Annotated in this window: 28 protein-coding genes; 12 read left to right on the top strand and 16 right to left on the bottom strand. The window is 68.9% G+C overall.

Features of this window, described 5'->3' with window-relative positions:
* Nucleotides 1-15: 15 nt before the first annotated feature.
* Nucleotides 16-2031 carry a prolyl oligopeptidase family serine peptidase gene (locus tag U0R18_RS12205; protein ID WP_526368633.1) on the top strand — a complete coding sequence of 672 codons (2016 nt, stop codon included), beginning with the start codon at nucleotides 16-18 and terminating at the stop codon, nucleotides 2029-2031.
* Between the two features lie 65 nt (nucleotides 2032-2096).
* Here the strand turns inward: U0R18_RS12205 and U0R18_RS12200 are convergent, their stop codons facing one another.
* Genes U0R18_RS12200 through U0R18_RS12185 form a run of 4 tightly spaced genes read right to left on the bottom strand, consistent with a single transcriptional unit; the run spans nucleotide 2097 to nucleotide 4792 of the window.
* On the bottom strand, nucleotides 2097-2963 hold the full coding sequence (locus tag U0R18_RS12200) for a hypothetical protein (protein ID WP_526368631.1): 867 nt from the start codon (nucleotides 2961-2963) through the stop codon (nucleotides 2097-2099).
* 12 nt (nucleotides 2964-2975) lie between these two features.
* Nucleotides 2976-3845 (bottom strand): polyphosphate kinase 2, encoded by an 870-nt coding sequence (gene ppk2 / locus U0R18_RS12195; RefSeq protein ID WP_526368629.1) that lies wholly within the window; start codon nucleotides 3843-3845, stop codon nucleotides 2976-2978.
* A gap of 55 nt (nucleotides 3846-3900) precedes the next feature.
* Nucleotides 3901-4413, bottom strand: coding sequence for a mycothiol transferase (locus tag U0R18_RS12190; protein ID WP_526368627.1), 513 nt, complete (start codon nucleotides 4411-4413; stop codon nucleotides 3901-3903).
* Entirely contained in the window at nucleotides 4406-4792 is a 387-nt protein-coding gene (locus tag U0R18_RS12185; protein ID WP_526368625.1) for a VOC family protein, read from the bottom strand. Before U0R18_RS12185 ends, U0R18_RS12190 begins: the two co-directional genes overlap by 8 nt.
* A gap of 22 nt (nucleotides 4793-4814) precedes the next feature.
* Between U0R18_RS12185 and U0R18_RS12180 the strand changes: the two genes are divergently transcribed.
* From U0R18_RS12180 to U0R18_RS12160, 5 genes are all read left to right on the top strand, one after another.
* The gene (locus U0R18_RS12180) at nucleotides 4815-6539 is read left to right on the top strand and encodes an N-acyl-D-amino-acid deacylase family protein (protein WP_526368623.1); all 1725 of its coding nucleotides are present in this window, start codon (nucleotides 4815-4817) and stop codon (nucleotides 6537-6539) included.
* Between the two features lie 90 nt (nucleotides 6540-6629).
* A complete protein-coding gene (locus U0R18_RS12175; RefSeq protein WP_526368621.1) occupies nucleotides 6630-6908 on the top strand; it encodes a hypothetical protein in 279 nt (92 codons plus the stop codon).
* 53 nt (nucleotides 6909-6961) lie between these two features.
* Nucleotides 6962-7600: an RNA polymerase sigma factor gene (locus U0R18_RS12170; protein ID WP_526368619.1), complete on the top strand. Its 639-nt coding sequence runs from the start codon at nucleotides 6962-6964 to the stop codon at nucleotides 7598-7600.
* Nucleotides 7597-7845: an anti-sigma factor family protein gene (locus U0R18_RS12165; protein ID WP_526368617.1), complete on the top strand. Its 249-nt coding sequence runs from the start codon at nucleotides 7597-7599 to the stop codon at nucleotides 7843-7845. The genes U0R18_RS12170 and U0R18_RS12165 overlap by 4 nt, the downstream gene beginning before the upstream one ends.
* Nucleotides 7842-8210: a pyridoxamine 5'-phosphate oxidase family protein gene (locus U0R18_RS12160; RefSeq protein WP_526368615.1), complete on the top strand. Its 369-nt coding sequence runs from the start codon at nucleotides 7842-7844 to the stop codon at nucleotides 8208-8210. The genes U0R18_RS12165 and U0R18_RS12160 overlap by 4 nt, the downstream gene beginning before the upstream one ends.
* A 7-nt stretch (nucleotides 8211-8217) precedes the next feature.
* Here the strand turns inward: U0R18_RS12160 and U0R18_RS12155 are convergent, their stop codons facing one another.
* The 7 genes from U0R18_RS12155 to U0R18_RS12125 form a co-directional block, all read right to left on the bottom strand.
* Complete coding sequence (locus tag U0R18_RS12155; RefSeq protein WP_526368613.1) at nucleotides 8218-8691, bottom strand: hypothetical protein; 474 nt, start codon at nucleotides 8689-8691, stop codon at nucleotides 8218-8220.
* Between the two features lie 130 nt (nucleotides 8692-8821).
* Nucleotides 8822-9712 carry an endonuclease domain-containing protein gene (locus U0R18_RS12150; protein ID WP_526368611.1) on the bottom strand — a complete coding sequence of 297 codons (891 nt, stop codon included), beginning with the start codon at nucleotides 9710-9712 and terminating at the stop codon, nucleotides 8822-8824.
* Nucleotides 9713-9929: 217 nt separating this feature from the next.
* Nucleotides 9930-11555, bottom strand: coding sequence for a chaperonin GroEL (groL, locus tag U0R18_RS12145; protein WP_526368609.1), 1626 nt, complete (start codon nucleotides 11553-11555; stop codon nucleotides 9930-9932).
* A gap of 211 nt (nucleotides 11556-11766) precedes the next feature.
* Nucleotides 11767-13059, bottom strand: coding sequence for a PE-PPE domain-containing protein (locus U0R18_RS12140; RefSeq protein ID WP_526368607.1), 1293 nt, complete (start codon nucleotides 13057-13059; stop codon nucleotides 11767-11769).
* A gap of 175 nt (nucleotides 13060-13234) precedes the next feature.
* On the bottom strand, nucleotides 13235-13558 hold the full coding sequence (locus U0R18_RS12135) for a type II toxin-antitoxin system PemK/MazF family toxin (protein WP_526368605.1): 324 nt from the start codon (nucleotides 13556-13558) through the stop codon (nucleotides 13235-13237).
* The gene (locus U0R18_RS12130; protein ID WP_526368603.1) at nucleotides 13555-13788 is read right to left on the bottom strand and encodes a hypothetical protein; all 234 of its coding nucleotides are present in this window, start codon (nucleotides 13786-13788) and stop codon (nucleotides 13555-13557) included. Before U0R18_RS12130 ends, U0R18_RS12135 begins: the two co-directional genes overlap by 4 nt.
* 39 nt (nucleotides 13789-13827) lie before the next feature.
* The gene (locus U0R18_RS12125) at nucleotides 13828-14622 is read right to left on the bottom strand and encodes a polysaccharide deacetylase family protein (protein WP_526368601.1); all 795 of its coding nucleotides are present in this window, start codon (nucleotides 14620-14622) and stop codon (nucleotides 13828-13830) included.
* A gap of 168 nt (nucleotides 14623-14790) precedes the next feature.
* Between U0R18_RS12125 and U0R18_RS12120 the strand changes: the two genes are divergently transcribed.
* A complete protein-coding gene (locus U0R18_RS12120; protein ID WP_526368599.1) occupies nucleotides 14791-16485 on the top strand; it encodes a DEAD/DEAH box helicase in 1695 nt (564 codons plus the stop codon).
* A gap of 35 nt (nucleotides 16486-16520) precedes the next feature.
* On the opposite strand, the gene U0R18_RS12115 is transcribed toward U0R18_RS12120, so the two are convergent.
* Genes U0R18_RS12115 through U0R18_RS12100 form a run of 4 tightly spaced genes read right to left on the bottom strand, consistent with a single transcriptional unit; the run spans nucleotide 16521 to nucleotide 19784 of the window.
* A complete protein-coding gene (locus tag U0R18_RS12115; protein ID WP_526368597.1) occupies nucleotides 16521-17060 on the bottom strand; it encodes a hypothetical protein in 540 nt (179 codons plus the stop codon).
* An 18-nt stretch (nucleotides 17061-17078) separates the two neighbouring features.
* Nucleotides 17079-17900: an adenylate/guanylate cyclase domain-containing protein gene (locus tag U0R18_RS12110; RefSeq protein WP_526368595.1), complete on the bottom strand. Its 822-nt coding sequence runs from the start codon at nucleotides 17898-17900 to the stop codon at nucleotides 17079-17081.
* A gap of 9 nt (nucleotides 17901-17909) precedes the next feature.
* Entirely contained in the window at nucleotides 17910-18725 is an 816-nt protein-coding gene (locus tag U0R18_RS12105; RefSeq protein WP_526368593.1) for an HAD-IIA family hydrolase, read from the bottom strand.
* 48 nt (nucleotides 18726-18773) lie between these two features.
* Complete coding sequence (locus U0R18_RS12100) at nucleotides 18774-19784, bottom strand: HAD family hydrolase (RefSeq protein ID WP_526368591.1); 1011 nt, start codon at nucleotides 19782-19784, stop codon at nucleotides 18774-18776.
* Between the two features lie 64 nt (nucleotides 19785-19848).
* Here U0R18_RS12100 and U0R18_RS12095 point away from each other — a divergent pair, with 64 nt between their 5' ends.
* From U0R18_RS12095 to U0R18_RS12075, 5 genes are read left to right on the top strand one after another with little or no spacing between them, the layout of a single operon-like run.
* The gene (locus tag U0R18_RS12095) at nucleotides 19849-20763 is read left to right on the top strand and encodes an SDR family oxidoreductase (protein WP_526368589.1); all 915 of its coding nucleotides are present in this window, start codon (nucleotides 19849-19851) and stop codon (nucleotides 20761-20763) included.
* Nucleotides 20764-20765: 2 nt separating this feature from the next.
* Entirely contained in the window at nucleotides 20766-21956 is a 1191-nt protein-coding gene (gene moeA, locus U0R18_RS12090) for a molybdopterin molybdotransferase MoeA (protein ID WP_526368587.1), read from the top strand.
* Between the two features lie 9 nt (nucleotides 21957-21965).
* Nucleotides 21966-22676 (top strand): phosphatidylserine decarboxylase, encoded by a 711-nt coding sequence (locus U0R18_RS12085; protein WP_526368585.1) that lies wholly within the window; start codon nucleotides 21966-21968, stop codon nucleotides 22674-22676.
* Nucleotides 22673-23536 (top strand): CDP-diacylglycerol--serine O-phosphatidyltransferase, encoded by an 864-nt coding sequence (pssA, locus tag U0R18_RS12080; RefSeq protein WP_526368583.1) that lies wholly within the window; start codon nucleotides 22673-22675, stop codon nucleotides 23534-23536. The genes U0R18_RS12085 and pssA overlap by 4 nt, the downstream gene beginning before the upstream one ends.
* Entirely contained in the window at nucleotides 23533-25734 is a 2202-nt protein-coding gene (locus U0R18_RS12075) for an AAA family ATPase (protein ID WP_526368581.1), read from the top strand. Before pssA ends, U0R18_RS12075 begins: the two co-directional genes overlap by 4 nt.
* Nucleotides 25735-25752: 18 nt before the next feature.
* Here the strand turns inward: U0R18_RS12075 and U0R18_RS12070 are convergent, their stop codons facing one another.
* Nucleotides 25753-26199, bottom strand: coding sequence for an SRPBCC family protein (locus tag U0R18_RS12070; RefSeq protein WP_526368579.1), 447 nt, complete (start codon nucleotides 26197-26199; stop codon nucleotides 25753-25755).
* Between the last annotated feature and the right edge of the window lie 133 nt (nucleotides 26200-26332).

The raw sequence follows: 26332 nt of genomic DNA, 5'->3' as shown, positions 1-26332 counted from the left end.
GGCAAGATTGGCGGCATGCCCGAACCGAGCAGCACCGACCCCTTCCTGTGGCTCGAGGATGTCACCGGAGACGCCGCCCTGGACTGGGTGCGGGACCACAACGCACCGACCGTCGCCGAGTTGTGCGACGACACGTTCGAGCACATGCGTGCCGAGGCGCTCGAGATTCTCGACACCGACAGCCGCATCCCCTACGTGCGCCGCCGGGGCGACCACCTGTACAACTTCTGGCGCGACGGCGCCAATCCGCGCGGGCTGTGGCGGCGCACCACGCTGGACAGCTACCGCACGGACGAACCCGAGTGGGACGTGCTGATCGATATAGACGCTCTGGCCGCGGTCGACGGCGAAAACTGGGTGTGGGCCGGCGCCGACGTCATCGAACCGGACCTTACGCTGGCATTGATCAGCCTGTCGCGCGGCGGTGCCGACGCCACCGTGGTACGCGAATTCGATCTTCGGACAAGGAAATTCGTTGAAGACGGGTTCAACCTGCCGGAAGCCAAGACGTCGATCACCTGGGAGGGCGCGGATTCGGTGCTGGTCGGCACCGACTTCGGGCCCGGCTCGCTGACCGATTCGGGCTATCCCCGCATCGTGAAGCGCTGGCGCCGTGGGCAGGCCCTGGCCGAGGCGGCGACGTTGTTCGAGGGCTCGGCGTCGGACGTCAGTGTGGGAGCCGGCTACGACCCGACCCCCGGCTACGAGCGGCTGTTCATCTCGCGGTCGACCGACTTCTTCAACCGGGAATACTACGAACTGCGCGGCGAGCAGCCGGTCCTCGTCGAGGTACCGACCGACGCCAGCATCTCGGCGCACCGGGAATGGCTGCTGATCCGCCCGCGCACCGACTGGCAGGTCGGGTCCACATTGCATCCAGCAGGCTCGCTCCTGGCCGCGAAATACGACGAATTCCTCACCGGTACAGCCGAACTGACCGTAGTATTCGAGCCCGACGCGCACACCAGCCTGGAGTCGTTCTCCTGGACCCGCGACCGGCTCATCCTGCTGACCCTGGCCGACGTCGCCAGCCGGCTGGAGATCACCACCCCCGGCAGCTGGCATCGCGAACCGGTGGCCGGCATCCCGCCGAACACCAACACCGTGATCGTCGACGTGGACGAGTACGGCGACGAGATCTTCGTGGACTGCAGTGGATTCACCGTCCCGTCGCGGCTGCTGTGGGGCCACGCGGGTGAGTCGCTGGTCGAGGTCAAGAGCGCACCGTCGTTCTTCGACGCCACCGACCTGGCGGTGTCCCAACACTTCGTGGCCTCGGCCGACGGCACCCGGATCCCGTATTTCGTTGTCGGGCATCGCGATCGTTCTGGTCCCGGCCCGACCCTGCTGGGCGGTTACGGCGGCTTCGAGAATTCCAACCTGCCCGGCTATGCCGGCGTGCTGGGCCGGCTGTGGCTGGCCCGCGGCGGCACCTACGTGCTGGCCAACATCCGCGGCGGCGGCGAATACGGCCCGCGCTGGCACACCCAGGCCATGCGCGAGAACCGGCATCTGGTTTACGAGGATTTCGCTGCGGTGGCAACGGATCTCGTCGACCGTGGCATCACCACCGTGCCGCAACTGGGCGCGCAGGGCGGCAGCAACGGTGGCCTGTTGATGGGTGTCATGCTGACCCGCTACCCGGAGCTGTTCGGCGCGCTGGTGTGCAGCGTGCCACTGCTGGACATGAAGCGATTCCACCTACTGCTGGCCGGCGCATCCTGGGTGGCCGAGTACGGCGACCCGGACAACCCCGCCGACTGGGCGTTCATGGAGGCATTCTCGCCGTACCAGAACATCTCGGCCACAGCCGATTACCCGGCGTTGCTGATGACGACGTCGACGCGCGATGACCGCGTGCATCCCGGCCACGCCCGTAAGATGACCGCGGCGCTCGAGGCCGCCGGGCACCGGGTGCGGTACTACGAGAACATCGAGGGCGGGCACGCCGGCGCGGCGGACAACGCGCAGACGGCGTTCAAGACGGCGTTGACGTACGAGTTCCTCTGGCGCACCATCGGAGCTACCTGACGGCGCGAGCGTGCACCAGTATGCAATTGCAGACACCTGATTTGCATAAGGGTGCACGCTCGCCGCTACGGCGTCAGGCGGGGCTCGCGCACCGAACGGTGCCCGATGCCGCCGAGCAGCGCGACGACGACACCCAGGACCACCAGGGCCCCGCCGCCGGCCAGCCCCAGGTTCAGCCACTGGTGCATGCTCGAAATAGACTGCTGCACCATGGATTCGGCGATCTGGCGCGGATTCCCGGAGACGGACCCCAGCGCGCCGTCGAGGTAGCTGCTGCCGATCTCCAGACCGACCCAACCCACCGCGCCCACCAGCAGCAGCGAAACACCCAGTGCGGCAATTGCTTTGCCACGCTTGCGCGCTGCCACGACGGTCAGCAGCGCACCCAATCCGGCCAGACCGGCTAGGCCGGCGCTGACCCACGGACCCCAGGTGGCCACGCGCTGCAATTGGCCGGGGCGCACCGCCGCCGGCACATTCTCCGTGAGCGGCACCGGCAGCGTCTGCGGAACCTGGATGCGATAACTGTTCAGCGTCTGTTGGAACGAACTGTCCGCCAGCATCGGCGCCAGGTCCACCACCCAGCGGCCCTGCGAATCCAGCTGGGACTGCACGGAGTTGGTGAACATCCACCGGTGCGCGAGGCGGTTCGCCTGCGCGAACTGTCCCGGGAATGACGACCCGCCGGTATAGCTCGACGCCAGCGCACCCACCACCGCCGTCGAAACATCAGCGGACGCGAGGTTCCCTATCTGGCTGGTCAATTCACCTGCGACGGCCTGCTGCAGTGCGGGGTCGGACGCGGCCCGCTGCGCCAACGCGGCGTAGCCGTCGGCATCGACGATGTTGTGCTGCAACCACATCACCGGCAGGGCCAACGCCAGCGCGGCCGTGGTGAGCAGCCACATCAGCGCCGCCAGCACGAACCGCACGCGGGCTCCTTGTCAGTCGGAGAGCGCGCGGCCCACGATCAGCGGATCGGGCTGCCCGACGATGTCGAAGTTCTTGTTGTCGTAGTCGAACTTACTCAACACGTAGCGCATGGCGTTGAGGCGGGCGCGCTTCTTGTCGTTGCTCTTCACCACGATCCACGGCGCGACGTCGGTGTCCGTCTTGGCGAACATGTCTTCCTTGGCGTAGGTGTAGTCGCCCCACTTGTCCAGCGACGCCAGGTCCGTCGGCGAGAGCTTCCACTGCCGCACCGGGTCGACCATGCGGATGGTGAACCGGGTGCGCTGCTCGGACTGCGACACCGAGAACCAGAACTTGATCAGGCTGATGCCGTCGTTGACCAGCATCTGCTCGAAGAGCGGCACCTGCGCAATGAACTCGTCGTACTGCCGGGGACTGCAGAAACTCATCACCCGTTCGACCCCAGCGCGGTTGTACCAGGAGCGGTCGAACATCACGATCTCGCCGGCGGCCGGGAAGTGCTCGACGTAGCGCTGGAAGTACCACTGCGTGGTCTCCCGCTCGGTGGGCTTCTCCAGCGCGACGACGCGGGCGCCGCGCGGATTGAGGTGTTCCATGAACCGCTTGATGGTGCCCCCCTTGCCGGCGGCGTCCCGGCCCTCGAACAGGATGACGTGCCGGCGACCGTTGGCCTGGCTCCACTTCTGCAGCTTGAGGAGTTCGATCTGCAGTTGCCGCTTCTCGTCCTCGTACAGGTCGCGCTTCATCCGCTCGTCGTACGGGTAGTTCTCCCGCCACGTGTCGACTTCGCGGTCACCCGGCTGCAGCAGCAGCACCGGGTCGTCGTCGTCATCGTCGCGGACGGTATAGGTAGTGGTGGGCACAGAAGATGGCGTCAGCACGTCCCGAAACTACCGCCATCGCGGTACTCGGCGGTAACCAACGGGTGAACAGCAGTCAGCCGAGGATGCCCTTGACGTAGGCCGCCTGCCCCAGATGCTGCGCACAATCGTCGATGACGCTGACCAGCCGCACACTGGCCGTGACGGGTGGATCCCAGCGGGTGTCGACAATCCGGCCGAGGGTGTCCGAATCGACGGTGACCACGTAGTCGAGCGTCATCGCGTGCACGGCCCGGTAGTAGCCGGCCAGCAGTTGAGCCGAAGCACGGACCTTCGCGACGTCCTGCGCGGAGTGCCCGTAACCGGTGTCATCCCGCGGCAGGTCCAGGCCGAACCGATCGACCCAGCCCTCGGACGTCCACACCTGGTCGACGCCGGCGATGTCGGCCACCTGCGCGTCCTGCACCCGGGCGCTGTGCCAGACCAGCCAGGCGATGCTGTTGGCCTGCGGCGTGGGCCGGAAGGTCGCATCCGGCTCGGACAGATCGTCGGTGACAGCCTCCACGTGCTCGATGAGCCGGGTGAACGCGTCGCGCAGCAGTTCCTGCACGGCCTCGGCATCAGTCATGCGGGCCTCCGCCGTGAAAGACCGCCTCGACGTTGTTGCCGTCCGGATCCCGGACGAAGGCACCGTAGTAGTGGTCGTGGTACTCCGGCCACAGCCGCGGCTCGTGCAGCGGTTCGGCGCCCAGCGCCAGGGCGGTGCGGAAGAACGCCTGCACCGCCTCCGGACTCTTGGCCGCAAAGGCGATGTGGACCTCCCGGTTCGGCCCCTGGGCCTCCCCGGCGGAGGCGTCGGCGATCCAGAAACTGGGGTGGTCGGTGCCGTAACCGATGGCCTGACCCATATCCAGCTGCCGGGTGGCGTCCAGAACGCCGAGCACCTTGTCGTAGAAGTCCTTGGACTTCTCCCAATCCGAACAGTTGATTCCGAAATGGTCGATCATGCCGCCACCGTACATTCGGGATATGACGTACGAGCTCATCATCCGTAACGGCACCATCGTCGACGGCCTGGGCGGCCCACCCTACGTCGGTGACGTCGCGGTGCGCGACGGCGTCATCGCCGCGGTGGGTGACGTCGACGGTGCGGGCGACCGCGAGATCGACGCGACCGGTTTGCTCGTCACGCCGGGCTTCGTGGACCTGCACACGCACTACGACGGTCAGGCGATCTGGAGCGAACGCATGACGCCGTCGTCGGCGCACGGTGTGACGACGGCGGTGATGGGCAACTGCGGTGTCGGGTTCGCCCCCTGCCGGCCGGAGGATCACGACGTGCTGGTCGACGTGATGGCCGGGGTCGAGGACATTCCCGGCGTGGTGATGGTCGACGGCCTGCCGTGGCAGTGGGAGACCTTCCCGGAGTTCCTGGACGCCGTCGACCGCGGTCGCCGCGACATTGACGTGGCGGCGTTCCTGCCGCACTCGCCGCTGCGGGTCTATGTGATGGGCGAGCGGGGGGTCAACCGGGAGCCGGCCACCGGCGAGGACCTGGCGCTGATGCGCAAGCTGGCCGCCGAAGCCGTGCGGGCGGGCGCCCTGGGCTTTGCCTCGTCCAGGCTGACCCTGCACAAAACGGCTGGCGGACAACCGATCCCGAGCTACGAAGCGGCATACTCCGAGATCGAGGCGATCGCTCGCGGCGTGGACGACGCGGGCGGCGGACTGCTCCAGTTCGTCCCAGATCTGATGGCCGGCGACTACGAGGGCGCGCTGGCCGCGGTGTTCGACGTCGCCACCGACGTCGGTCTGCCGGTCACGTTCACCCTGGCGATCGGCAACGCCGGGCCGCCGATCCACCTCGACGCGCTCGCCATGGTCGAGAAGGCGAACGCGAACGGGGGCGACGTCACGGGGCAGATCTTCCCGCGGCCCATCGGCCTGGTGCTGGGCCTGGACCTGTCGGGCAACCCGTTCGTGATGTATCCGAGCTACCGGGCGATCGCCGACCTGCCACTGGCCGAGCGCGTCGCCGAGATGCGCAAACCCGAAGTGCGCCAACGGATCCTGAACGACACCCCCGCCGCCGACGGGCATCCGCTGATGTTCGCCGCACAGGCCTTCCGCTACATGTATCCACTCGGCGATCCGCCGAACTACGAACCGTCACCGCAGGATTCGATCGAGGCCCGGGCGGCCGCACACGGCGTTTCCCCGCTCGAAGAGGCATACGACCGCCTGCTCGACGACGACGGGCACGCCATGCTGCTGGTCACCCTGGCCAACTTCCGCGACGGTTCCCTGGACACCGTGGCCGAACTGATCCAGCGCGACGACGTGGTGCTGGGCCTGGGCGACGGCGGTGCGCACTACGGGATGATCTGCGACGCGTCGTTCCCGACCTACCTGCTGACCCACTGGGTGCGCGACCGCGCGTCGGGACGGCTCGGCCTGCCCGAGGTGATCCGCGAGTTGACCTCGGTACCCGCTCGCATCGCGGGACTGGCCGACCGCGGCCGGATCGCGGTCGGCTACAAGGCGGACCTGAACGTGATCGACGCCGACGCGCTGCGACTGCACCGGCCCGTGGTGGTCAGCGACCTGCCCGCGGGCGGCCGGCGTCTGGACCAGACCGCCGACGGCTACGTGGCGACCGTCGTCGCCGGTGAGGTGATCGCCGAGAACGGGGTGCCCACCGCGGCGCGCCCCGGCCGGCTGATCCGCGGACGCCAGCCGGCACCGGTCGGCTGATTGCGTGTAACGCTTCGTCACCTGCCCTGCACTCCCGCTCAGTAAGCGTTCGGCGGATGGCCGCCGGACCGGACACTGGAGGGAATGCTCATGAGGGGACTCGTCACGACCCTGGGGGCCGCGGCCGCCGTGGGGATTACCGCACTGGGCCTGGCCACCCCGGCGTCCGCCGATCCGTCGCAGGGCCACCTGCCGACCGGCAGCCTCATCACCGTCCACGGCACCCTCGCGCTGGACGGCGGCAACGCGGCGGATCGTCGCGCCGACCGCTTCCACGAGTGCATGGCGCGGGCGCAGGCCTCCGGGATGCCCCTGACCGGGGCCACCATCGAGGGTTGCGTCGTGGTGATGAACATGGCGGACAACTGATCACCGATGCGTGACGGACGATCTCCCAGCCGGCTGCATGACATCATCGGACCATGCCGGCGATGCCAGATCCGGATGCCGGGCTCATCGCTTCGCTCAGAGCGGGTGACGAGTCCGTCTTCGGTGAGCTGATCGACCGCTACGGCCCGTCGATGCTCAGGGTCGCCCGCGGATACGTCCGCAGCACCGAGAGCGCCGAAGAAGTGGTGCAGGACACCTGGATCGCGCTACTGAAGGGCATCGGCGGCTTCGAGGGGCGCTCGTCGCTGCGAACCTGGCTGTTCACCGTGCTGATCAACATCGCGAAATCCCGGGGCGTCCGCGAACAGCGCACCGCCTCCGTCGAGCTGCTGGCGTTCGACGGCCCTTCCGTGGACCCGGACCGGTTCCGGCCGGACGGCGACGAATGGCCCGGACATTGGAAGGCCGACCGGACGCCGGCGCCGTTCCCCGACAGCCCCGAGGGGTCGCTGCTCGGCGCCGAATTGGTGGCCCTGGCCCAGCGCGAGCTGGACAAGCAGCCCGAACGACAGCGGGCCGTCGTGACGATGCGAGATATCCTCGGATTCGAGTCGGCGGAGGTGGTCGCGGTGCTCGGGATCAGCGTCGCGAACCAACGGGTGTTATTGCATCGCGGTCGTTCGGCGATCCGGCAGGCACTCGAGGACTATCTGAAGGAGGGACCGTCATGACGGCAACGGGTCCCGAGCCGATGGACTGCAACGAGCTCGTCGAACTGGTGACCGCGTATCTGGACCAGGCACTGGACCTCGAGACGCGGGCCCGGTTCGACATGCACCTGCTGGAATGCGACGGGTGCGAGAACTATCTGCAGCAATTGCGGACCACCATCGGCACCCTGAATCAGATCTCCGACGACCAGCTCGATCCCGTCTTCCGCAATCGTCTACTGTCGGCCTTCCGGGACTGGAAATGAGTTCCGTTGACTTCGCGCGACTGGCCGAGGCGCTGGCCGACTTCGACGTGGCCTATCTGATCACCGTCGGCGCGGAAGGCCGACCGCATACGGTGATGGTCGATACGGTTCTGCGGGACAACGTCTTTCACGTCGGCGAGATCGGATCCCACAGCACCGACAACATCGGCGCACATGACGTCGTCAGCCTGCTGTGGCCGCCACATGAACCGGGTGGCTACGCGCTGATGGTCGACGGCCGCGCCGAGGCGGGTGACCATCTGCGGGTGGTGCCGATCAAGGCGCTGCTGCACCGCCGGGCCGCGCCCGGCTCGCCGGCCGCCGAGTCCGGCTGCCTGCACGACTGCGTCGTCTTCAAGGCCTGACCGGACGTCAGTCCCTGGCCGGTCGAACCGCGCGGCGGCCAGCCCCAGGCAGCCGATCCACGAATCGGCCGAGCCGGACCACCGTGTTGTCCAGCGGGTCGACGATCTCGGTCAGCCGCTGCAGCGTCGGCAGGATCGCCACTAGTTCGTCGATCCCGGTGACGAGCTTCTGTGCATGCGTGTCGATGCCCTGGGCCGCGTCGCTGAGACCCGAGATCTCCTCGCCGATCTTGCCGGCGTTGCGGTCGATGCCCGCCGCGCTGGTGCCCAGATCGGACAGGGTCTCCGCGATGATCTCGGCCGACCGCCGCAGCTCGGCGATGTCGTCGAGCGTCGACCCGGCCCGGTCGATCAGCGACGCCAGCGCGATGACCCGGCGTGCCGTGGTCACCGTGGTGGCCATCGTCCAGTCCACCGCCTCCTGGAGCCCGGGCACCGCACGCAGGTCCATCGTTGGCGCTGAATAGCCAGCCATCTGCATGTCGTCGATTCTGCGTCATGCGGTAGCGATGCCGCGAACCGACTCGGCGACGACGATCTCGAGGCGCTGGAGTTGTAGTCGTCGAGCTTGAAGCGCCTGCTGGCGCGGACACCCGACTGAGGCGCCTGCATCACGCCGAGTGTGGGCCCTGCGTACGCAAATCGAATTCGGAAGGTCCAAAGGCCCCACGTTCGGCGAGCTTGGCGCGGACGCGGTCGACGATCACCGCAGGACGCCGCAGCATTGCGGCGCTGATCCGGATCACCACCCAGCCGGCGGCTTCCAGGAGTGCGAGCCGCTCGATGTCCCACGCTCGTTGCGCCGGATCATCCCAATGTTGAACACCGTCGTACTCGACGGCGACCCGCCATGCACGCCAGCCCATATCGAGGCGGATGCATCGGGCGCACAGGCCCCACACCTCGATCTGCGTCTCGGGTCTGGGCAGGCGCGCAGCCACCAACAGCATCCGCACCCGGGTGTCCATCGGTGATTCGGCGCCGCCGTCTGCCACCTCCAGCGCAGCGCGCAGCCGCCGGATGCCGCGTGCCCCGGGGTATCGATCCGCCACCGCGCGCACGTGCGCGGGCTCGATCCGGGTTGCATTGAGCAATGCGTCGAGGATCGGCAGCGCCCGCGCCACCGGCAGTCCGCACCCGATGTCGAATGCGGTACGGGCGGCCGTGGTCACGCGCATTCCCCGGACGATGCGGACCTCGTCGTCGGCCAGCCGGTAACTGTGCACGACCATCCCCGGCTGACCATGGCGGTCACGGCGCACGATCTCTGCGGGCGCTGCCGCGTCGAGCCATTTCGTGCCGAGCACGGCGGCCGCGGAATGGCCGGCCAGGATCGCACCCGTCGACAACCAGGCCGCACGGGCCCTGGTCGCTGCGGTCAGCTGCACGTTCCTGTCGACGTACACGTCGCGGAACACCGCGCGATACCGCGTGCGCAGCTGATTGCGGGTGACGGCACCGCGCGCGAGGGCCTGACTGCCCGAGAAGGGAATGGCGTCCATGGGCCCATGTTCTGCGGACCGGATGTCACCGAGCGCCCATGCTGATCACCGAACGTGGTTGCTGTGGACGAACATTCGACTGTGAACCGGCCGCACACCTCGCCGAGTGTGGGCCCTGCGTACGGAAATCCACCTCTGGACATCCATATGGCCCACGCTCGGCGAAGAAAGAAAAGCCCGGCGTGCAATGCACACCGGGCTCTTCCGTAGGCGACTTCTAGAAGTCCATGCCACCCATGCCACCGGTCGGGTCGCCGACGGGAGCGGCGGCCTTCTCCGGCTTGTCAGCGACAACGGCCTCGGTCGTCAGGAACAGCGCCGCGATGGACGCCGCGTTCTGCAGCGCCGAGCGGGTGACCTTGACCGGGTCGGCAACGCCGGCCTTGAGCAGGTCCTCGTACTCACCGGTGGCGGCGTTCAGGCCGGTCCCGGAAGCGGAGTTGGTGACCTTCTCGGCGACGACGCCGGGCTCGAGGCCCGCGTTGAAGGCGATCTGCTTCAGCGGAGCCGACAGCGCGACGCGCACGATGTTGGCACCGGTGGCCTCGTCACCCTCGAGCTTCAGCTCCTCGAGCGCCGGAGCCGACTGCAGCAGGGCTACGCCGCCACCGGCGACGATGCCCTCCTCGACGGCGGCCTTGGCGTTGCGCACGGCATCCTCGATGCGGTGCTTGCGCTCCTTGAGCTCCACCTCGGTGGCAGCACCGGCCTTGATCACCGCAACACCGCCGGCCAGCTTGGCCAGGCGCTCCTGCAGCTTCTCGCGGTCGTAGTCGGAGTCGCTGTTCTCGATCTCGCTGCGGATCTGGGCGACCCGGCCGGCGATGGCCTCCGAGTCACCGGCGCCCTCGACGATGGTGGTCTCGTCCTTGGTGACGACGACCTTGCGGGCCTGGCCCAGCAGGGAGACGTCGGCGGTCTCCAGGGAGAGGCCCACCTCCTCGCTGATGACCTGACCACCGGTGAGGATGGCCATGTCCTGCAGCATCGCCTTGCGACGGTCACCGAAGCCCGGGGCCTTGACGGCGACGGACTTGAAGGTGCCGCGGATCTTGTTGACCACCAGGGTCGACAGGGCCTCGCCCTCGACGTCCTCGGCGATGATCAGCAGCGGCTTGCCGGCCTGGATGACCTTCTCCAGCAGCGGCAGCAGATCCTTGACGGTCGAGATCTTCGAGCTGACCAGCAGGATGTAGGGATCCTCCAGGACGGCTTCCTGCCGCTCGGCGTCGGTCACGAAGTAGCCCGAGATGTAGCCCTTGTCGAACCGCATGCCCTCGGTGAGCTCGAGCTGCAGGCCGAAGGTGTTGGACTCCTCGACGGTGATGACACCCTCGTTGCCGACCTTGTCCATGGCCTCGGCGATCAGGTCACCGATGGTCTGGTCGCCCGCGGAGATACCGGCGGTGGCAGCGATCTGCTCCTTGGTCTCGACCTCCTTGGCGGATGCAAGGAGACTTCCCGTGATCGCTTCCACGGCCTTCTCGATGCCGCGCTTCAGGCCGAGCGGGTTGGCGCCGGCCGCGACGTTGCGCAGACCTTCGCGAACCAGGGCCTGAGCGAGGACGGTGGCGGTGGTGGTTCCGTCGCCGGCGACATCGTCGGTCTTCTTGGCAACTTCCTTGACCAGCTCGGCGCCGATCTTCTCGTAGGGATCCTCCAGCTCGATCTCCTTGGCGATGGACACACCATCGTTGGTGATCGTGGGGGCGCCCCACTTCTTCTCCAGGACGACGTTGCGACCCTTGGGGCCCAGCGTCACCTTGACCGCGTCGGCGAGGCTGTTCAGGCCCCGCTCGAGGCCGCGACGGGCCTCTTCGTCATACGCAATTGTCTTGGCCATTGCGAAGTGTTTCCTCCGGAATAGGTTTTGTGCACGTCAAGAGCGACCGCTAGATGAGTCGCTCCATCGAAGCTGTGGTCGGGTCAGTGCCCGCGACGGACGACCGGCCTGTGCTGCCCGGTCTCACCGCTCCGACCTAGCACTCACGAGTCGAGAGTGCCAACAGCATTTTTAGCACTCTGCCATGGCGAGTGCAAGGCTCGGCCGGGCCTTACGCTGACAGCGATGCCCCTTGGCGTGCTGTGGCCGAATCACCGGGTGCCGCCGGCGTGGGTGATGAGTCGCCGGTCGTCGCCGTGTTGTCAGGCGGGGCGCCCTGCTGGGTGATCGAAGCAGAACCGGTCTCATCGTGCGCCGGGTCCAGCGAGCTCTTCTCGGTCGCCACCGGCGACTCCACTGACTCTGACTCCGGCTCGACGGCTTCGGACTCACCCATTGCCGGATGGACGGCATCCTTGCGACCGTCCTGAACTGCGGCTTCGACCCCGTCCAACTGCGTCGCGTCGACCCCGGATGGCGGCGGCGCAGCGACAGCTGACGTGTCGACGCCATTCCGCGTCACAGCGGTTGGCTGGCCGTCGGATGTGGACACCGCAACGCTGGTCGGGACCGGTTCGGGGGCGACGGCGTCGGTCGGTGTTACCGCCTGCTGCTCCTGAGCGGGCCAGTGAAGCCGCCCGTCGGACAGGTACGGACGAGGGTCGCCCGGCGCGTCGTGACGGTGATATCCGGCATCGACGACCGGGCGAAGCACCCCGTCGAGGACGTCGACGAGTGGACCGGGCACGACCAGACGAAGCAGCTGCGTCAGCGGAAGATTCTTGGTCGGCACGAAGTAGGTGGTCACCAATGCACCCCGCGAATTCTTTGCAACGGTGATGTTCTCGGGGGGGACGTCGGCCGGATCGGCCAGCGACGTCTGGCCGTGCACGAAGAGCGCGGCGCCCAGCGCCGCGTTGAGCAGCGACACCAGATTCCACGGACGATCGGGGGGATCGGACCAGAAGTCGTACTCGCCGATCACGATGGTCGTGGGGTACGGGGACTCTGGAATGCGGCTGACCCGGTAGTTGAGGATCGGTATGTAGGTGCCCACTGTGAAGTACCTCGCGGCACCTGCTTCCGGCGGGGCCATCAAGATGACCCGGACGTCGTCGACCGACGGAGGATGAGAGCTGTCCGCCAGCTCCGCGGCAACTCTGGCGGCGACCATGCTCCCCATCGACTCGCCGATCACCACCACTTTTCCGTCGATCGCGCGAACAGCGGCGGTCGCCCGCTCGACCCCTTGACGAATGGCCCAGTTCGAGGCCAGCGGGTTCTGCGAATAGTCGATGACCTGCGCGTCGTCTTCGCCACGAAAATTGATGCCGATATTCGGATAGAGCCAGAGCTTGTTCGGCAGATAGAACGGGTTGATGTACTTGAAGGGCATTGCTCCGGGGATCAGCACCGCTTCCTCGTCGCTGACCGCGTGTGCAACCGTTCCGGTGCCCAGCAGCAAGCAGATCGCGATGATCGCTGGGATCAGTCGCCGGTACCAACCATTCATCCCACTGCCCTCCCCGAGCGCCCGCGGTGTCGCAGGAAACTCGACCCGGTGGGCGTGTGTCGAGCCTCGCACAGCCCTCGACACCTGGTCCGGACTTCGTCGGAATCGATGGCCTTTCGAGCCGCGCTCATTCCGTGCGGAGCGGAATATCCAGATCGAACGCCAGCACCAGAGCGACCGCCAGCTGTCGCTCCTGGGCGGTGGAAAGCTGACCAACGGTCTTACCGAGGTTGGCCGCCGGAATGGTGACGACGTTGTCCAGCGAGATCGCACCTGACGCATCGAGTCCGTTCTCGGGCCCGACGGGCACTTCGCTACTCAACCCCTTCACGGTCGACGTGATCGGTGCGACCGTGACCTTCGTCATCGCCGGACGCGCGAGTGCGCGGGTCAGGACCACGACGGGCCGGGTCTTGTCGAGCTTGGCAAGGCAGATGGGGCGCGGACTCATTCATCAACGCTGGCGTTGGCAGCGGTCCATCGGACCACGGCGTCGAGATCGTCCCCCGGGCCGACGCCACGCAGAGTCTCGGCGTCGGCCTCGGCCGCCAGTCGCCGCAGTTCCCGCTCGAGGGCGGCCTCGACGAGGGACGCCCGACTACGCGCACGACCGCAGGCGACCACCCGATCGAGCGCCACCACCAGAGAATCGGAGAGTCTGACGGCGATCTGCGTGCTCATATGTCGATCGTATCAGCGTGATCCCAGATTGGGATGCAATCAGTGCCGGGCCACAGCCCCGGGCGGGGGCGGGAGCACGAACTCCCAACCGCCGTCGAGCATGGCGGGGATCGCGGCACCGAGGCCCGCCGCGGTGCCCGAACGCGGGTGATTCAGGTGCGCGATCACCACCGATCCGGGCAGGGCCCGGCCGGTCGCGGATCGGACCGCGGCCGGCGGCGCCGTCGCCCCGTTGTCGGCGTTGACGGTGAAACCCAGCGGCGTCAGGCCGAGGCCGCGCACGATCTGCACCGCAACGTCGTCGTAGTGGGCGGTGGCGGCCCGGAACCAGACGGGCGCCCGCCCAGTCAGCCCGACAAGACGCTGCTGATTGGTCCAGACCTCGGCCACCACATCGGCCGCCGACCGCGTGCCCGTGATGCCGTAGGCGCGCCGCCCGGTCACCGACAACGGCACGTGGCGCGTCCCGTGGTTACCGATCTCGAGGAGCGGCGAGGCCGCCAGCCGTTCGACCCGGCCCGGGTTCGCGTCGATCCACTTCGAGCAGACGAACAGGACCGCGGGCACCCGGTAGCGCCGCAGCGTGGCCAGGAGGGCGTCGTCGCACGCGCCGTCACACGCGTCGAGGGTCAACGCGAGCTGGCGGCCATCGGCCGGGAACGTCGACACAACACCTGGCATCGACATGCCCCACCGAGTGGGCGCGCGTCCGGCGTAGCGCTGGGCGGCCTGGGCCGGGTCCACCAGCGGACCGGCGAACGCCCGAGGCGCCCCCAGAGCACTTGCGGCAGTGGCGCCGGCCAGGGCGGTGAGAAACATCCGGCGCGTCGCCACGGATGAAGATTAGCCGCGTTCGCTGGCCGCTTCCTGGGAGCCGGCCGCAACACGGAACCGGTCCACGCAAGACACGCCGCGACGAAATGCGTTCCCGGAATCCGTTCACGTAGAGTCCTTTCCGGCCACGCCGCGCAAAGACGGCCCGAGGCCGGGAGGAGTCACAGGGTGCGGGCTGACGCAGCGCCCAGCACCCAGGCTTTGCGGGGCTGGCAGCGGCGGGCGCTGGTGAAATACCTGGCCGCCAAGCCACGGGATTTCCTCGCGGTCGCCACTCCGGGATCCGGCAAGACCACCTTCGCCCTGCGCATCGCCGCCGAACTGCTGGCCGAGAACGCCGTCGAACAGGTCACCGTTGTGGTACCCACCGAGCACCTCAAGATTCAGTGGGCGCAGGCGGCCGCCCGGGCCGGCATCGCGCTGGACCCCAAGTTCTCCAACTCCAACGCCCAGACCTCCTCGGAATATCACGGCGTCGTCGTCACCTACGCCCAGGTGGCCAGCCACCCGACACGGCACCGGGTGCGCACCGAGAACCGCCGGACGCTGGTGATCTTCGACGAGATCCACCATGGCGGCGATGCCAAGAGCTGGGGCGAGGCGATCCGGGAGGCATTCGACGACGCCACCCGGCGCCTGGCGCTGACGGGGACGCCGTTCCGGTCCGACGACAGCCCGATCCCGTTCGTCACCTACGAAACCGACGCCGCCGGCTTCCAGCGATCACAGGCCGACCACACCTACGGCTACGCCGAGGCGCTGGCCGACGGCGTCGTGCGGCCCGTGGTGTTCATGGCGTACTCCGGCGAGGCCCGCTGGCGCGATAGCGCCGGCGAGGAACACGAAGCACGGCTGGGCGAACCGCTGAGCGCCGAGCAGACCGCTCGGGCCTGGCGCACCGTCTTGAATCCAGCCGGCGAGTGGATGCCCGCGGTGATCGCCGCGGCCGACACCCGCCTGCGGCAGTTGCGCGAGCACGTACCCGATGCCGGCGGCATGATCATCGCCTCCGATCAGACGGCGGCGCGGGCCTACGCCGAGTTGCTCCGGGAAATCGCCGGTGAGGCACCGACCGTGGTGCTGTCCGACGATCCCGGTTCCTCACAACGGATTTCGGAATTCTCGGTGGCGTCCTCGCGGTGGCTGGTCGCGGTGCGCATGGTCTCCGAGGGTGTCGACGTGCCGCGGCTGGCGGTCGGTGTGTACGCCACCAGCGCGTCCACCCCGCTGTTCTTCGCGCAGGCGATCGGCCGGTTCGTGCGGTCCCGCCGGCCCGGCGAGACGGCCAGCATCTTCCTGCCCTCGGTGCCCAACCTACTGCAGCTGGCCAGCGAGCTCGAGGAGCAGCGCAACCACGTGCTGGGCAAACCGCATCGGGTGTCCGAGGAGGACCCGCTCGACGAGGAACTGCGCGAGCAGCGCCGCGACGAACCCGGCGAGCTGGATAACGGCTTCGAATCACTCGGCGCACAGGCCGAACTGGATCAGGTGATCTTCGACGGCTCGTCGTTCGGCACCGCTGCCGCGGTCGGCAGCGACGAGGAGGCCGACTACCTGGGCATCCCGGGGCTGCTGGATGCCGGTCAGATGCGGGATCTGCTCTCACGCCGGCAGGACGAGCAGCTGCAGAGACGCACCGCCTCCGGCGAGGTGCCGCCGCCGTCGACGCATGGGCAGTTGCGCGAATTGCGCAGGGAGCTCAACGCTCTGGTGTCGGCGACACACCACAAGTCCGGAAAGCCGCACGGCTGGATCCACAACGAGCTGAGACGCCGCTGCGGCGGTCCGCCGGTGGCCGCGGCGACGCGGGACCAATTGGCCGAGCGCATCGAAGCGATCCGGCTGCTGCACCGCGAACTCTGAGTGATTTCGGTGCATTTCCCGTCGGTCAGCGACGGCTATTGCACCGAAATCGCGGTGGAACGGTCGGCGTTGACCAGCAGCGTGCGGACCCATCGCGGCCACCAGAACAGCTCCAGCAACGCCAGCACCAGGTAGATGACGGAGGCGACGGTGTTGTTGACGGAGCCGGATACGCTGTCCCACAACGCCGTTGCGAGCGCGACGATCAGCACCACCACCAGCAGCCAGCGGATCATTCGCGCGCTGTCGGCTGCGGCGTGCAACGCCCGACGGTACGTGGCGACCGCCGTCGCCAGCCGGGGGTCGCCGACGCGCTCGCCCCGGCGCGCCGCCCGCACGACGGCCACCCGGTCAGCGCCGCTGATGTTCGCCGCCTCCGGCCAGAGCCGATCCATCCGGCGCGCCGTCACGATGCCCATGAGGACCCCGAGGATCACCAGCACGCCTAGGCCCGAGAGCCAGAAACCGGAGTCCAGCCAGGACAGTGCTCCGAGGGCGACACCGACGGCCCCGCCCGTCAGCACCGCCCGGTAGAAAAAGCCCCCTCGCCAGACGAACGCGGGCACGGTCAGCATGCAGTGATCATCCACCCATCAGGCATCGACCGGCATCAACACCGGGTACAGATCGGGACTGTCCCGCACACCCTTGAGGTCGACCTCGCGGGCAGTTCCGAGCTCGATCCCGGGGACGTCCCGGACGGCCCGGCGCACCGGTTCGGTGATCAGGATCTCCCCGCCGGCGGCCTGGTCGGCGACGCGCGCGGCGATGGCGACGTTGCGGCCGAACAGGTCGTCGCCGCGGCGCACCGAGCTGCCCAGGTGCATGCCGATGCGCACCCGGATGGGCGGCCGCCGGCCGCCTCCGTCGTCGAGTCCTTGCTGAATTCCGATGCAGCACAACACCGCTCGGCCCGCGTCGGCGAACGCGATCATGAATCCGTCGCCCTGGTGCTTGACCACGTGCCCGCCGTGCGCGGTGACCAGATCGTCGACCAGCTTGGTGTGGCGCTCGAGAACCTTGACCCATTCCCGGTCGCCCAGTTCCTCGTTGAGCTGGGTGGAGCCCTCGATGTCGGAGAACGCGATCACCACGTCGCCGTCAGCGGTCAGCCGGGCCAGATCCGGCCGCTCCACCCGCGCCCAGCCGGCGAGGTCCTCGATCGAGTTGCGCACCGTGGCCCCGAAGCCCTTGTTCAGCAGCGAGTCGGCCGTCTGCCATACCGTCCGGATCGCCAGCGGCGCGACACCGAGCCGCCGGCGGCGCCGGCCCTGCTGCTCACGCAGCGATTCGAGCTCACCGCGGACGTCGCGCAGGTGCCGGCGGGCCACGATCAGCAACACGGCCAACGCAACGATGGCCGCCAGCAACAGAACGCCGACGACGACAAGCAGTGTCAGCTGTGTCGTCGTCATGGCCTGACCCTACAGGCCCAGCAACTCCGGGAGGTCGGCGATCGAGTCGATGACGTGATTGGGCTGCATCGCGAATTCGTCTGCGGCCCAACGATCCAACGTGTCCTGCCGGAACTTGCCGGTGCGCACCAACACGCCGGTCATCCCGACCACCTGGCCGGCGATGACATCGTTGTTGAGATCGTCGCCCACCATGTACATCTCGTCCGGTTCGACCCCCAGGCGCACCGCCGACGCCAGGAAACCGGCCGGGGCCGGCTTGCCGACGGCGGTGGCCTGCCGACCGGACACCGCCTCCATCCCCAGCAGGTACATCCCGGTGTCGATGCGCAGACCGTCGGTGGTGGTCCACGCCGTGCTGCGGTGCATGGCCACCACCGGCACCCCCTGGGCCATCCAGTCGTACACCCAGCTCAGGGTCACATGGTCGTACTCCGGGCCGGCGCCGCCGAGGATGACGACATCGGGGACGTCCGGGGTGGGCCCGCCGTGGGTGTCGACGGAGGAGACGATGTCGAGCCCGGGCATGTCGGCGGCGATGTCGCCGCTGTTGACCAGGAAACAGCGCGCATCCGGATACCGGTCCCGGACGAAGTCGGCGGTCAGGACGGCCGCGGTGATCACCTCGTCCGGCGCCACCGCCATGCCCGCGTCGGTCAGCAGCTGCGCGATCTGCCCCCGGGTGCGGGTGGTGGTGTTGGTCAGATACGACCGGGCGATCTGGTGCTCGGCCAACGTTCGCAACGTCGCGGCGGCGCCCTCGATCGGCATCCACGAGGTCACCAGTACCCCGTCGATGTCGAAGAGGACGCCACCTACCGCCATGGTGCGACAGTAAACGCAGTTGCGGTGCGTGCAACTCGAAGCGCGGGCTCAGGGCGTTGCGAAGACGGTGTTCCAATCGTTCTTCATGTCGACCACGGTCCAGCCCGCCGTCGGAGCTTCCTGCAGCGCCGTCACCAGCTGGCCCGATGCAGGTGGGTTGGCGTCGTAGGCGTATTCGCGCTCCGCGTCGGTGTGGTGGATCAGAACACCCAGGCTGGGGCGTGGGTTGGCGATCGTCGTGTACTCCAGCATCGCCTGGTCGCCGTCGCTGTTGCCGACCGCCAGGATCGGGCGCCGAGCGATGAACTCGTGGATGCCCGCGGGCTTTCCGGCCTTGTCGTCGACGAAAACGTAGTCGGCGGTCTTGATCAGGACCGGCTTGCCGTCGCGCATCTCGAAGCGCACCGTGGCCGTCGAGCCCACGACCTGCTCGGGCGGGATGCCGTACACCCGATCGGAGAACACCCGCATGAAGTCCGCACCTCCGCCGGACACGATGTATGTGCGAAACCCGTTGGCGCGCAAGTACTTCAATAGCTCCTGCTGCGGCTGGTAGGTCAGCTGGTCGTACGGCCGGCCGAACCTGGGGTGCTCGGCGGTCGCCAGCCAGTCACCGACCTGCTTGTCGAACTGGTCGGTGGTCATACCGGTGTGGGTCAGCCCGAGGACGTGCATCAGGCCGGCATCCCGGTCCCCGGCCAGCAGCTGGGCGAAGTCCCCGTTCGTCGCGGCCTGCACCATCGGATCGGCCGCCAGCTGTGGATCGGTCCGGGCCCGTTCCGTTACTTCATCGAGCGCGAATGCGACCTGGAATGGGACCGGCGCCTCGGGCCACAGGGTGCCGTCGTTGTCGAAAGCGGCGATTCGGTCGACGTCGGGAACGAAGTCCGGGCCGCCGGGCGTGGTCACCCGCTGTACGAAATCGACGATGCTGCGTCGGGCCGCCGTGTCGTTCCAGGACGGCAGCGGATCCTGCGGCGCGGCGTCGGTGTCGTGCCGGGTCGAGCAGCCCGGCAGCAGCAGCAGGACGGTCATCACGGCGGCGAGCAACTTGTGCATGGGGTCCAGGTTGCTACGCGCGCGGCCGCGACGCCGCGAAACCGGGCCACGTATGTTCGGAACCATGAGTAGATGGACCGAGGCCGACATCCCGGACCAGACCGGCCGCATCGCGATCGTCACCGGCGCCAATACCGGGCTGGGTTTCGAAACCGCCCGCGCCCTGGCCGAACACGGCGCGCACGTCGTCGTGGCCGTCCGGGACACCACCAAGGGCACGGCCGCGGCCGGCCGCATCACCAAGGCCGCGCCGAAGGCCAGCGTGCAGGTGCACGAACTGGATCTGGGCTCGCTGGACTCGGTGCGCACGGCGGCCGGCGAACTGGCCGCGCAGTACCCGCGGATCGATCTGCTGGTCAACAACGCCGGCGTGATGTACCCGCCCAAGAGCACCACGGCCGACGGGTTCGAGCTGCAGTTCGGCACCAATCACCTGGGCCACTTCGCGTTCACCGGACTGCTGCTGAACAACCTGCTGCCGGTCGAAGGCTCCCGCGTGGTGACCGTGGCCAGCATCGCGCACACCGCGGCCAAGCTCGACTTCGACGACCTGCAGTGGGAACACCGCCGCTACGACCGCTCCGGCTCCTACGGCGCGTCCAAGCTGTCCAATCTGCTGTTCAGCTACGAACTGCAACGCCGCCTGGCCGCCCAGGGCGAACCGACCATCGCCGTGGCCGCCCATCCCGGCGTCTCGAACACCGAGTTGATCCGCCACCTCCCCGGTTCCGGCCTGCCCGGCCTCGGCCTGGTGGCCGACCTGGTGGTGAACAGCGCGCAGAAGGGTGCCCTGGCGACGCTGCGCGCCGCGACCGATCCGGCGGTCACCGGCGGGCAGTACTACGGCCCGGACGGCTTCCGCGAAGTGCGCGGTTACCCGAAGCTGGTGCAGTCCAACGCCACGTCCCGCGACCGGGAGCTGCAGACCCGGCTGTGGACGGTGTCGGAGGAACTCACCGGCGTCACCTACCCGGTGTAGCTGTGCGCACCGTCGAGGAACATCAGCGCGTCGTCGCGGGCCTGATCACCGCGCGTCCGGCGATCACCGTGGCGTTGACGTCCGCCGAGGGACTGGTGCTGGCGGCCGACGTCATCGCCCCGCTCTCGTTGCCGGGTTTCGACAACTCGGCCATGGACGGCTACGCCGTGCTGGCCGCTGACGTTGCCGGCGCGGGTCCCGAAACACCGGTGAAACTTCCTGTCGCCGAAGATATTCCGGCCGGGCGCACCGATGCGCTGACACTCGCCCCGGGTACCGCGCACCGGATCATGACCGGTGCGATGCTGCCGGCGGGCGCCACTGCCGTCGTCCCGGTGGAACGCACCGATGGCGGCACCGAAACCGTGACCATCTCCGCGGACGCCCGGCCCGGCCAGCACATCCGGCGCGCCGGCGAGGACGTCACGGCCGGGACGACGGTGTTGCGCGCGGGCCAGGTCGTCACCCCGGCCGCACTGGGTCTGGTGGCCGCCCTGGGCATCGCCGAGTTGACGGTCCATCCGCGCCAGCGGGTGCTGGTGATGTCGACGGGCACCGAACTCGTCGCACCCGGCACGCCGCTACAGCCGGGCCAGATCTACGAATCCAATGCCGTGATGCTCGCCGCGGCGGTCCGCGACGCCGGCGGCGAGGTGGTGGCCGCCCCGATGTGTGGTGACGACGTCGCCGAGTTCCGCGCCGCCCTGGACCGTCACCGGGGGCAGGCGGATCTGATCATCACCACCGGCGGTGTGAGCGCCGGTGCCTACGAGGTGGTCAAAGATTCATTGGGCGGAGAGGTCGAATTCGTCAAGGTGGCGATGCAGCCCGGAATGCCGCAGGGTGCCGGCCGGGTCGACGGAACCCCCATCATCACCCTGCCCGGCAATCCCGTCAGCGCACTGGTGTCCTTCGAGGTGTTCCTGCGCGCACCGCTGCGCGCCGCCATGGGACTGCCGGTGCCGGACCGGCCGAGACGGCCTGCGACGCTCACTGAGCCGCTGACCTCACCGGCCGGAAAGCGCCAGTTCCGCCGTGGGGTGCTCGAGGACGATCACGTGGTCAGCTACGGGCCGCCGGCCTCCCACCACCTGCGCTGGCTGGCATCGGCCAACTGCCTGTTGGAGATCCCCGAGGACGTCACACAGATCGAGGCCGGAACGGCCGTACAGGTGTGGGACCTGTCTACATAGAATGGCGCGGTGGCCCGACGCCCCCGCACGTCCGACGCTCCACCCCTCGACGCCAGACACGTCGCCCAACTGGTCCGCTCCCAGATACCGCCGATGCACCCGGCGGGCCTGCCGTTCGTCGGCGGCAGCCTTGCCCTGGCCGCCCTGGGCCGCCGGCACCGCTGGGCCTGGACGGCCGGTCTGGCGGCGGCCGCCGTCAACGCCGGTTTCTTCCGGCATCCGCCGCGCGTCCCACCGACGCGGCCCGGTGTCGTCGTCGCCCCGGCCGACGGTCAGATCTGCCTCATCGAGAACGCCGCGCCGCCACCCGAGCTGGGCCTGGGTGCCACCCCGCGGCCCCGGGTCAGCATCTTCCTCTCCGTGCTGGACGCGCATGTGCAGCGGGCACCGGTCGGCGGCGAGGTGGTCGCCGCGGTGCACCAGCGCGGCCGGTTCCTCAGCGCCGACCTGCCGGAGGCCAGTTCCGCCAACGAGCGCAACAGTGTGGTCATCCGCACCCCGGAGGGCCACGACGTCGTCGCCGTCCAGATCGCCGGCCTCATCGCCCGGCGCATCGTCTGCGACGTCCGGGCCGGCGACAAGCTCGGCATCGGCGACACCTACGGCCTCATCCGCTTCGGCTCACGCCTGGACACCTACCTCCCGGAGGGTTCGCAGCTGCTGGTGTCGCTGGGACAGCGGGCGATCGCCGGCGAATCCGTCCTGGCCGAGCTGCCATGAGACGGGATGCTCCCGACGGACCGTTGCGGTTCGTCCCCAGCGCGATGACGGTGCTGGCGATCTGCCTGGGCCTGACGGCCATGAAGTACGCCCTCGAACACCGCCCGACCGAAGCGATGGCGCTGATCGCCGCGGCCGCCATTCTCGACGCGCTCGACGGTCGGGCCGCCCGGATGCTCAACGCGACGTCGAAGATGGGCGAGGAGATCGACTCGCTGGCCGACGCGATCAACTTCGGGGTGGCACCGGCGTTCATCATCTGGGCGCTGCTGCTGGAGGGCACCCGGGTTGGCTGGATCGTGGTGCTGCTCTACGCCGTGTGCATCGTGCTGCGGCTGGCGCGCTACAACGCCCTGCTCGACGAGGACCTGCCCGCCTACACCAAGCAGTACTTCGTCGGCATGCCCGCGCCGGCCGGCGCCATCGGCGCGATCGGCCCGCTGGCCGCGCGGATGCAGTGGGGCGACGGCTGGTGGACCTCATGGTGGTTCGTGTCGCTGTACCTGATCCTGTTGTCGCTGCTGGTCGTCAGCCGCATCCCGATGCGCAAGATCCACACGTTCGCGGTGCCGCCGCGACTGGTCGCCCCGCTGCTGGCCGCGGTGGCCATCGTGGCAGCCGGCGCGTTCGTGTTCCCGTACCTGACCATCCTGGTGATCATCGTCGCCTACGTCCTGCACATCCCGTTCGCGGTACGCAGCAAGGCGTGGCTGGCCGCGCATCCCGAGGTCTGGGAGGACCAGCCCAAGCAGCAACGGCAGGCTCGTCGCGCGATCCGGCGCGCGCAGCCGTCCCGGCGCGGGGCCGCCGCACGACGCTCGGCCCGGCTGCGGCTGCGCCGCCCGGGGGGCGACGGGTGAGCCAGCTGACGCTGACTGCCCGACTGAACACCTCGGCGCTCGACTCACGTCGCGGTGTGGTCCGGTTGCATCCGGAAGCCATTGCCGCCCTTGGTATCCGCGAATGGGACGCGGTATCGCTGACGGGATCGCGGACCACCGCCGCGGTGGTGGGCGTGGCGGGCCCGGACACGCCGGCGGGCACCGCCCTGCTCGACGACGTGACGCTGTCGAACGCCGGGCTGCGGGAGGACACCACGGTGATCGTGGCGCCCGTGACGGTGTACGGCGCCCGTTCGGTCAGCGTGACGGGATCGAACCTGGCGTCGCGCTCGGTGCCCCCGGTGACGCTGCGCCAGGCGCTGCTCGGCAAGGTGCTGACGGTCGGCGACACCGTGTCACTGCTGCCGCGCGACCTCGGCCCGGGCACGTCGACGTCGCAGGCCAGCTCCGCGCTGGCCACCGCGGTCGGCATCACCTGGACCTCGGAGCTGCTCACCGTCACCGCCGTCGACCCGGCCGGACCCGTGAGCGTGCAACCGAATTCGGCGGTCGGCTGGGCCAACGGCACGGACACGCCGGTGCCCGCGCCGGCACCGACGGTATCCCCGGCACAGCCCCGCGACGCTCCGGCCACCGCCGTGACCGAATCCGGTCAATCGACGATCACCTACGACGATCTCAAGGGCAGCCACGTGCAGGCCGGCAAGCTCACGGAGTGGCTCAAGCTGTCCCTCGACGAGCCGCAACTGCTGAAAACGCTTGGCGCGACGGCCAATCTGGGAGTCCTCATCACCGGCCCGCTCGGGGTCGGCAAGGCCACCATGGTCCGCGTGGTGTGCACCCACCGCCGACTGGTCGAACTCGACGGACCCGAGATCGGCGCCCTGGCCGCCGACGACCGGCTGCGCATCGTCAAGAGTGCGGTAGCCACCGTGTCCGACGGCGGCGGGGTTCTGTTGATCGCCGACATCGACGCGCTGCTGCCGGCCACCCCCGAACCGGTGGCCTCGCTGATCCTGGCCGAGCTGCGCACCGCCGTCGCCACCGCCGGGGTGGCGTTCATCGCGACGTCGGCGTTGCCCGATGCGCTGGACGCGCGGTTGCGCGCACCCGATCTGTGCGACCGCGAACTCGGGCTCACCCTGCCCGACGGCACCACCCGCAAGCAGTTGCTGGAGGTGCTGCTGCGCGGTGTGCCGTCGGACGGCCTGGAGCTGGACGAAATCGCCGGACGTACACCGGGATTCGTGGTGGCCGACCTGCAGGCGCTGGTCCGCGAGGCGGCGCTGCGGGCGGCGTCGCGCGCCAGCAGTGAGGGCGGCGACCCGAAACTCGGCCAGCAGGATCTCGTCGGCGCGCTGTCGGTGATCCGGCCGCTGTCCCGGTCGGCCACCGAGGAGGTCTCGGTGGGGTCGGTGACGCTGGACGACGTCGGCGACATGGTCGCCACCAGGCAGGCCCTGACCGAAGCCGTGCTGTGGCCGCTACAACATCCGGACACGTTCGAGCGCCTGGGCGTCGACCCGCCGCGCGGGGTGCTGCTGTACGGGCCGCCGGGCTGCGGGAAGACCTTCGTGGTGCGGGCACTGGCGTCCTCGGGTCGGCTCTCGGTGCACGCGGTCAAGGGCGCCGAGTTGATGGACAAGTGGGTCGGGTCGTCGGAAAAGGCTGTGCGCGAACTGTTTCGGCGGGCCCGCGATTCGGCTCCGTCGCTGGTCTTCCTGGACGAGATCGACGCGCTGGCGCCGCGGCGCGGCCAGAGTTTCGACTCCGGTGTCACCGACCGCGTGGTGGCCGCCCTGCTGACCGAACTCGACGGCATCGAGCCGCTGCGCGATGTGGTGGTGCTCGGCGCCACCAACCGGCCGGATCTCATCGACCCGGCCCTGTTGCGGCCCGGCCGACTGGAGAAGCTGGTGTTCGTCGAACCGCCCGATGCCGATGCGCGCCGGGACATCCTGCGCTCGGCGGCCAAGTCCGTGCCACTGGCTCCCGACGTCGACCTGGACAGTCTGGCAGGCGAATTGGACGGTTACAGCGCCGCCGACTGCGTCGCGCTGCTGCGCGAGGCCGCGCTGACGGCGATGCGCCGCTCCATCGACGCCGCCGATGTGACCGCCGCGGATGTGGCGGCCGCCCGCGAGACGGTGCGCCCGTCGCTCGATCCGGTGCAGGTGGAGGCGCTGCGGTCCTTCGCCGACAACCACGGCGGCTGAGTCACAGGGCGATCGGGGTCACGGCGTCTCGGCGATCGCGGCCAGCCGGTCCAGGGAACGGCCCAACGACTCCGACGTCGTCGCACGGGCCCGCTCCAACCGGTTGGGGTCGTCGAGCTCCGACCAGTCGTAGGTGTGCGTCACCAGGGTCCGCCCGTCGTCGCGCGGCGCGAGCTCCCAGCGCCACAGGTGCCCGGGAGGTTCACCGCCGGGCTCCGACGGCAGCCACGCGATCCGGCGGCCCTCCTCGAATTCGACGACGCGGTTGATCCGGTCGGCGCCGGTGGTGAGCGTCATGGTGAACACATCGCCGACGCGTCGCACCCGCTGCCCCGGCGCGGCCTCGGCCAGATTGTCGTTGCCGTCCCAGCGGGTCTGCTGCGCGGGATCGGCGATCAGTTCGAAGATCACCGCCGCGGGCGCCGCGATCTCGCGGCTCGCGCTGACGATCCGGGGTTCGGTCATGCGTCCAGCTAACCGCACTGCGGGTCACCGAGATCAACGAATTGGCGGGAGCCACTCGACGTTCTCCAGCGAGACGTACGTTTGGGCGTGTTGGGCCCGGGGTTCCGACCGGCGTCCTCCCCGTAGACTGCCA

The organism is Mycobacterium sp. (assembly GCF_046330795.1).
Lineage (GTDB): Bacteria > Actinomycetota > Actinomycetes > Mycobacteriales > Mycobacteriaceae > Mycobacterium.
This window is presented reverse-complemented; position numbering and strand designations above follow the sequence as displayed.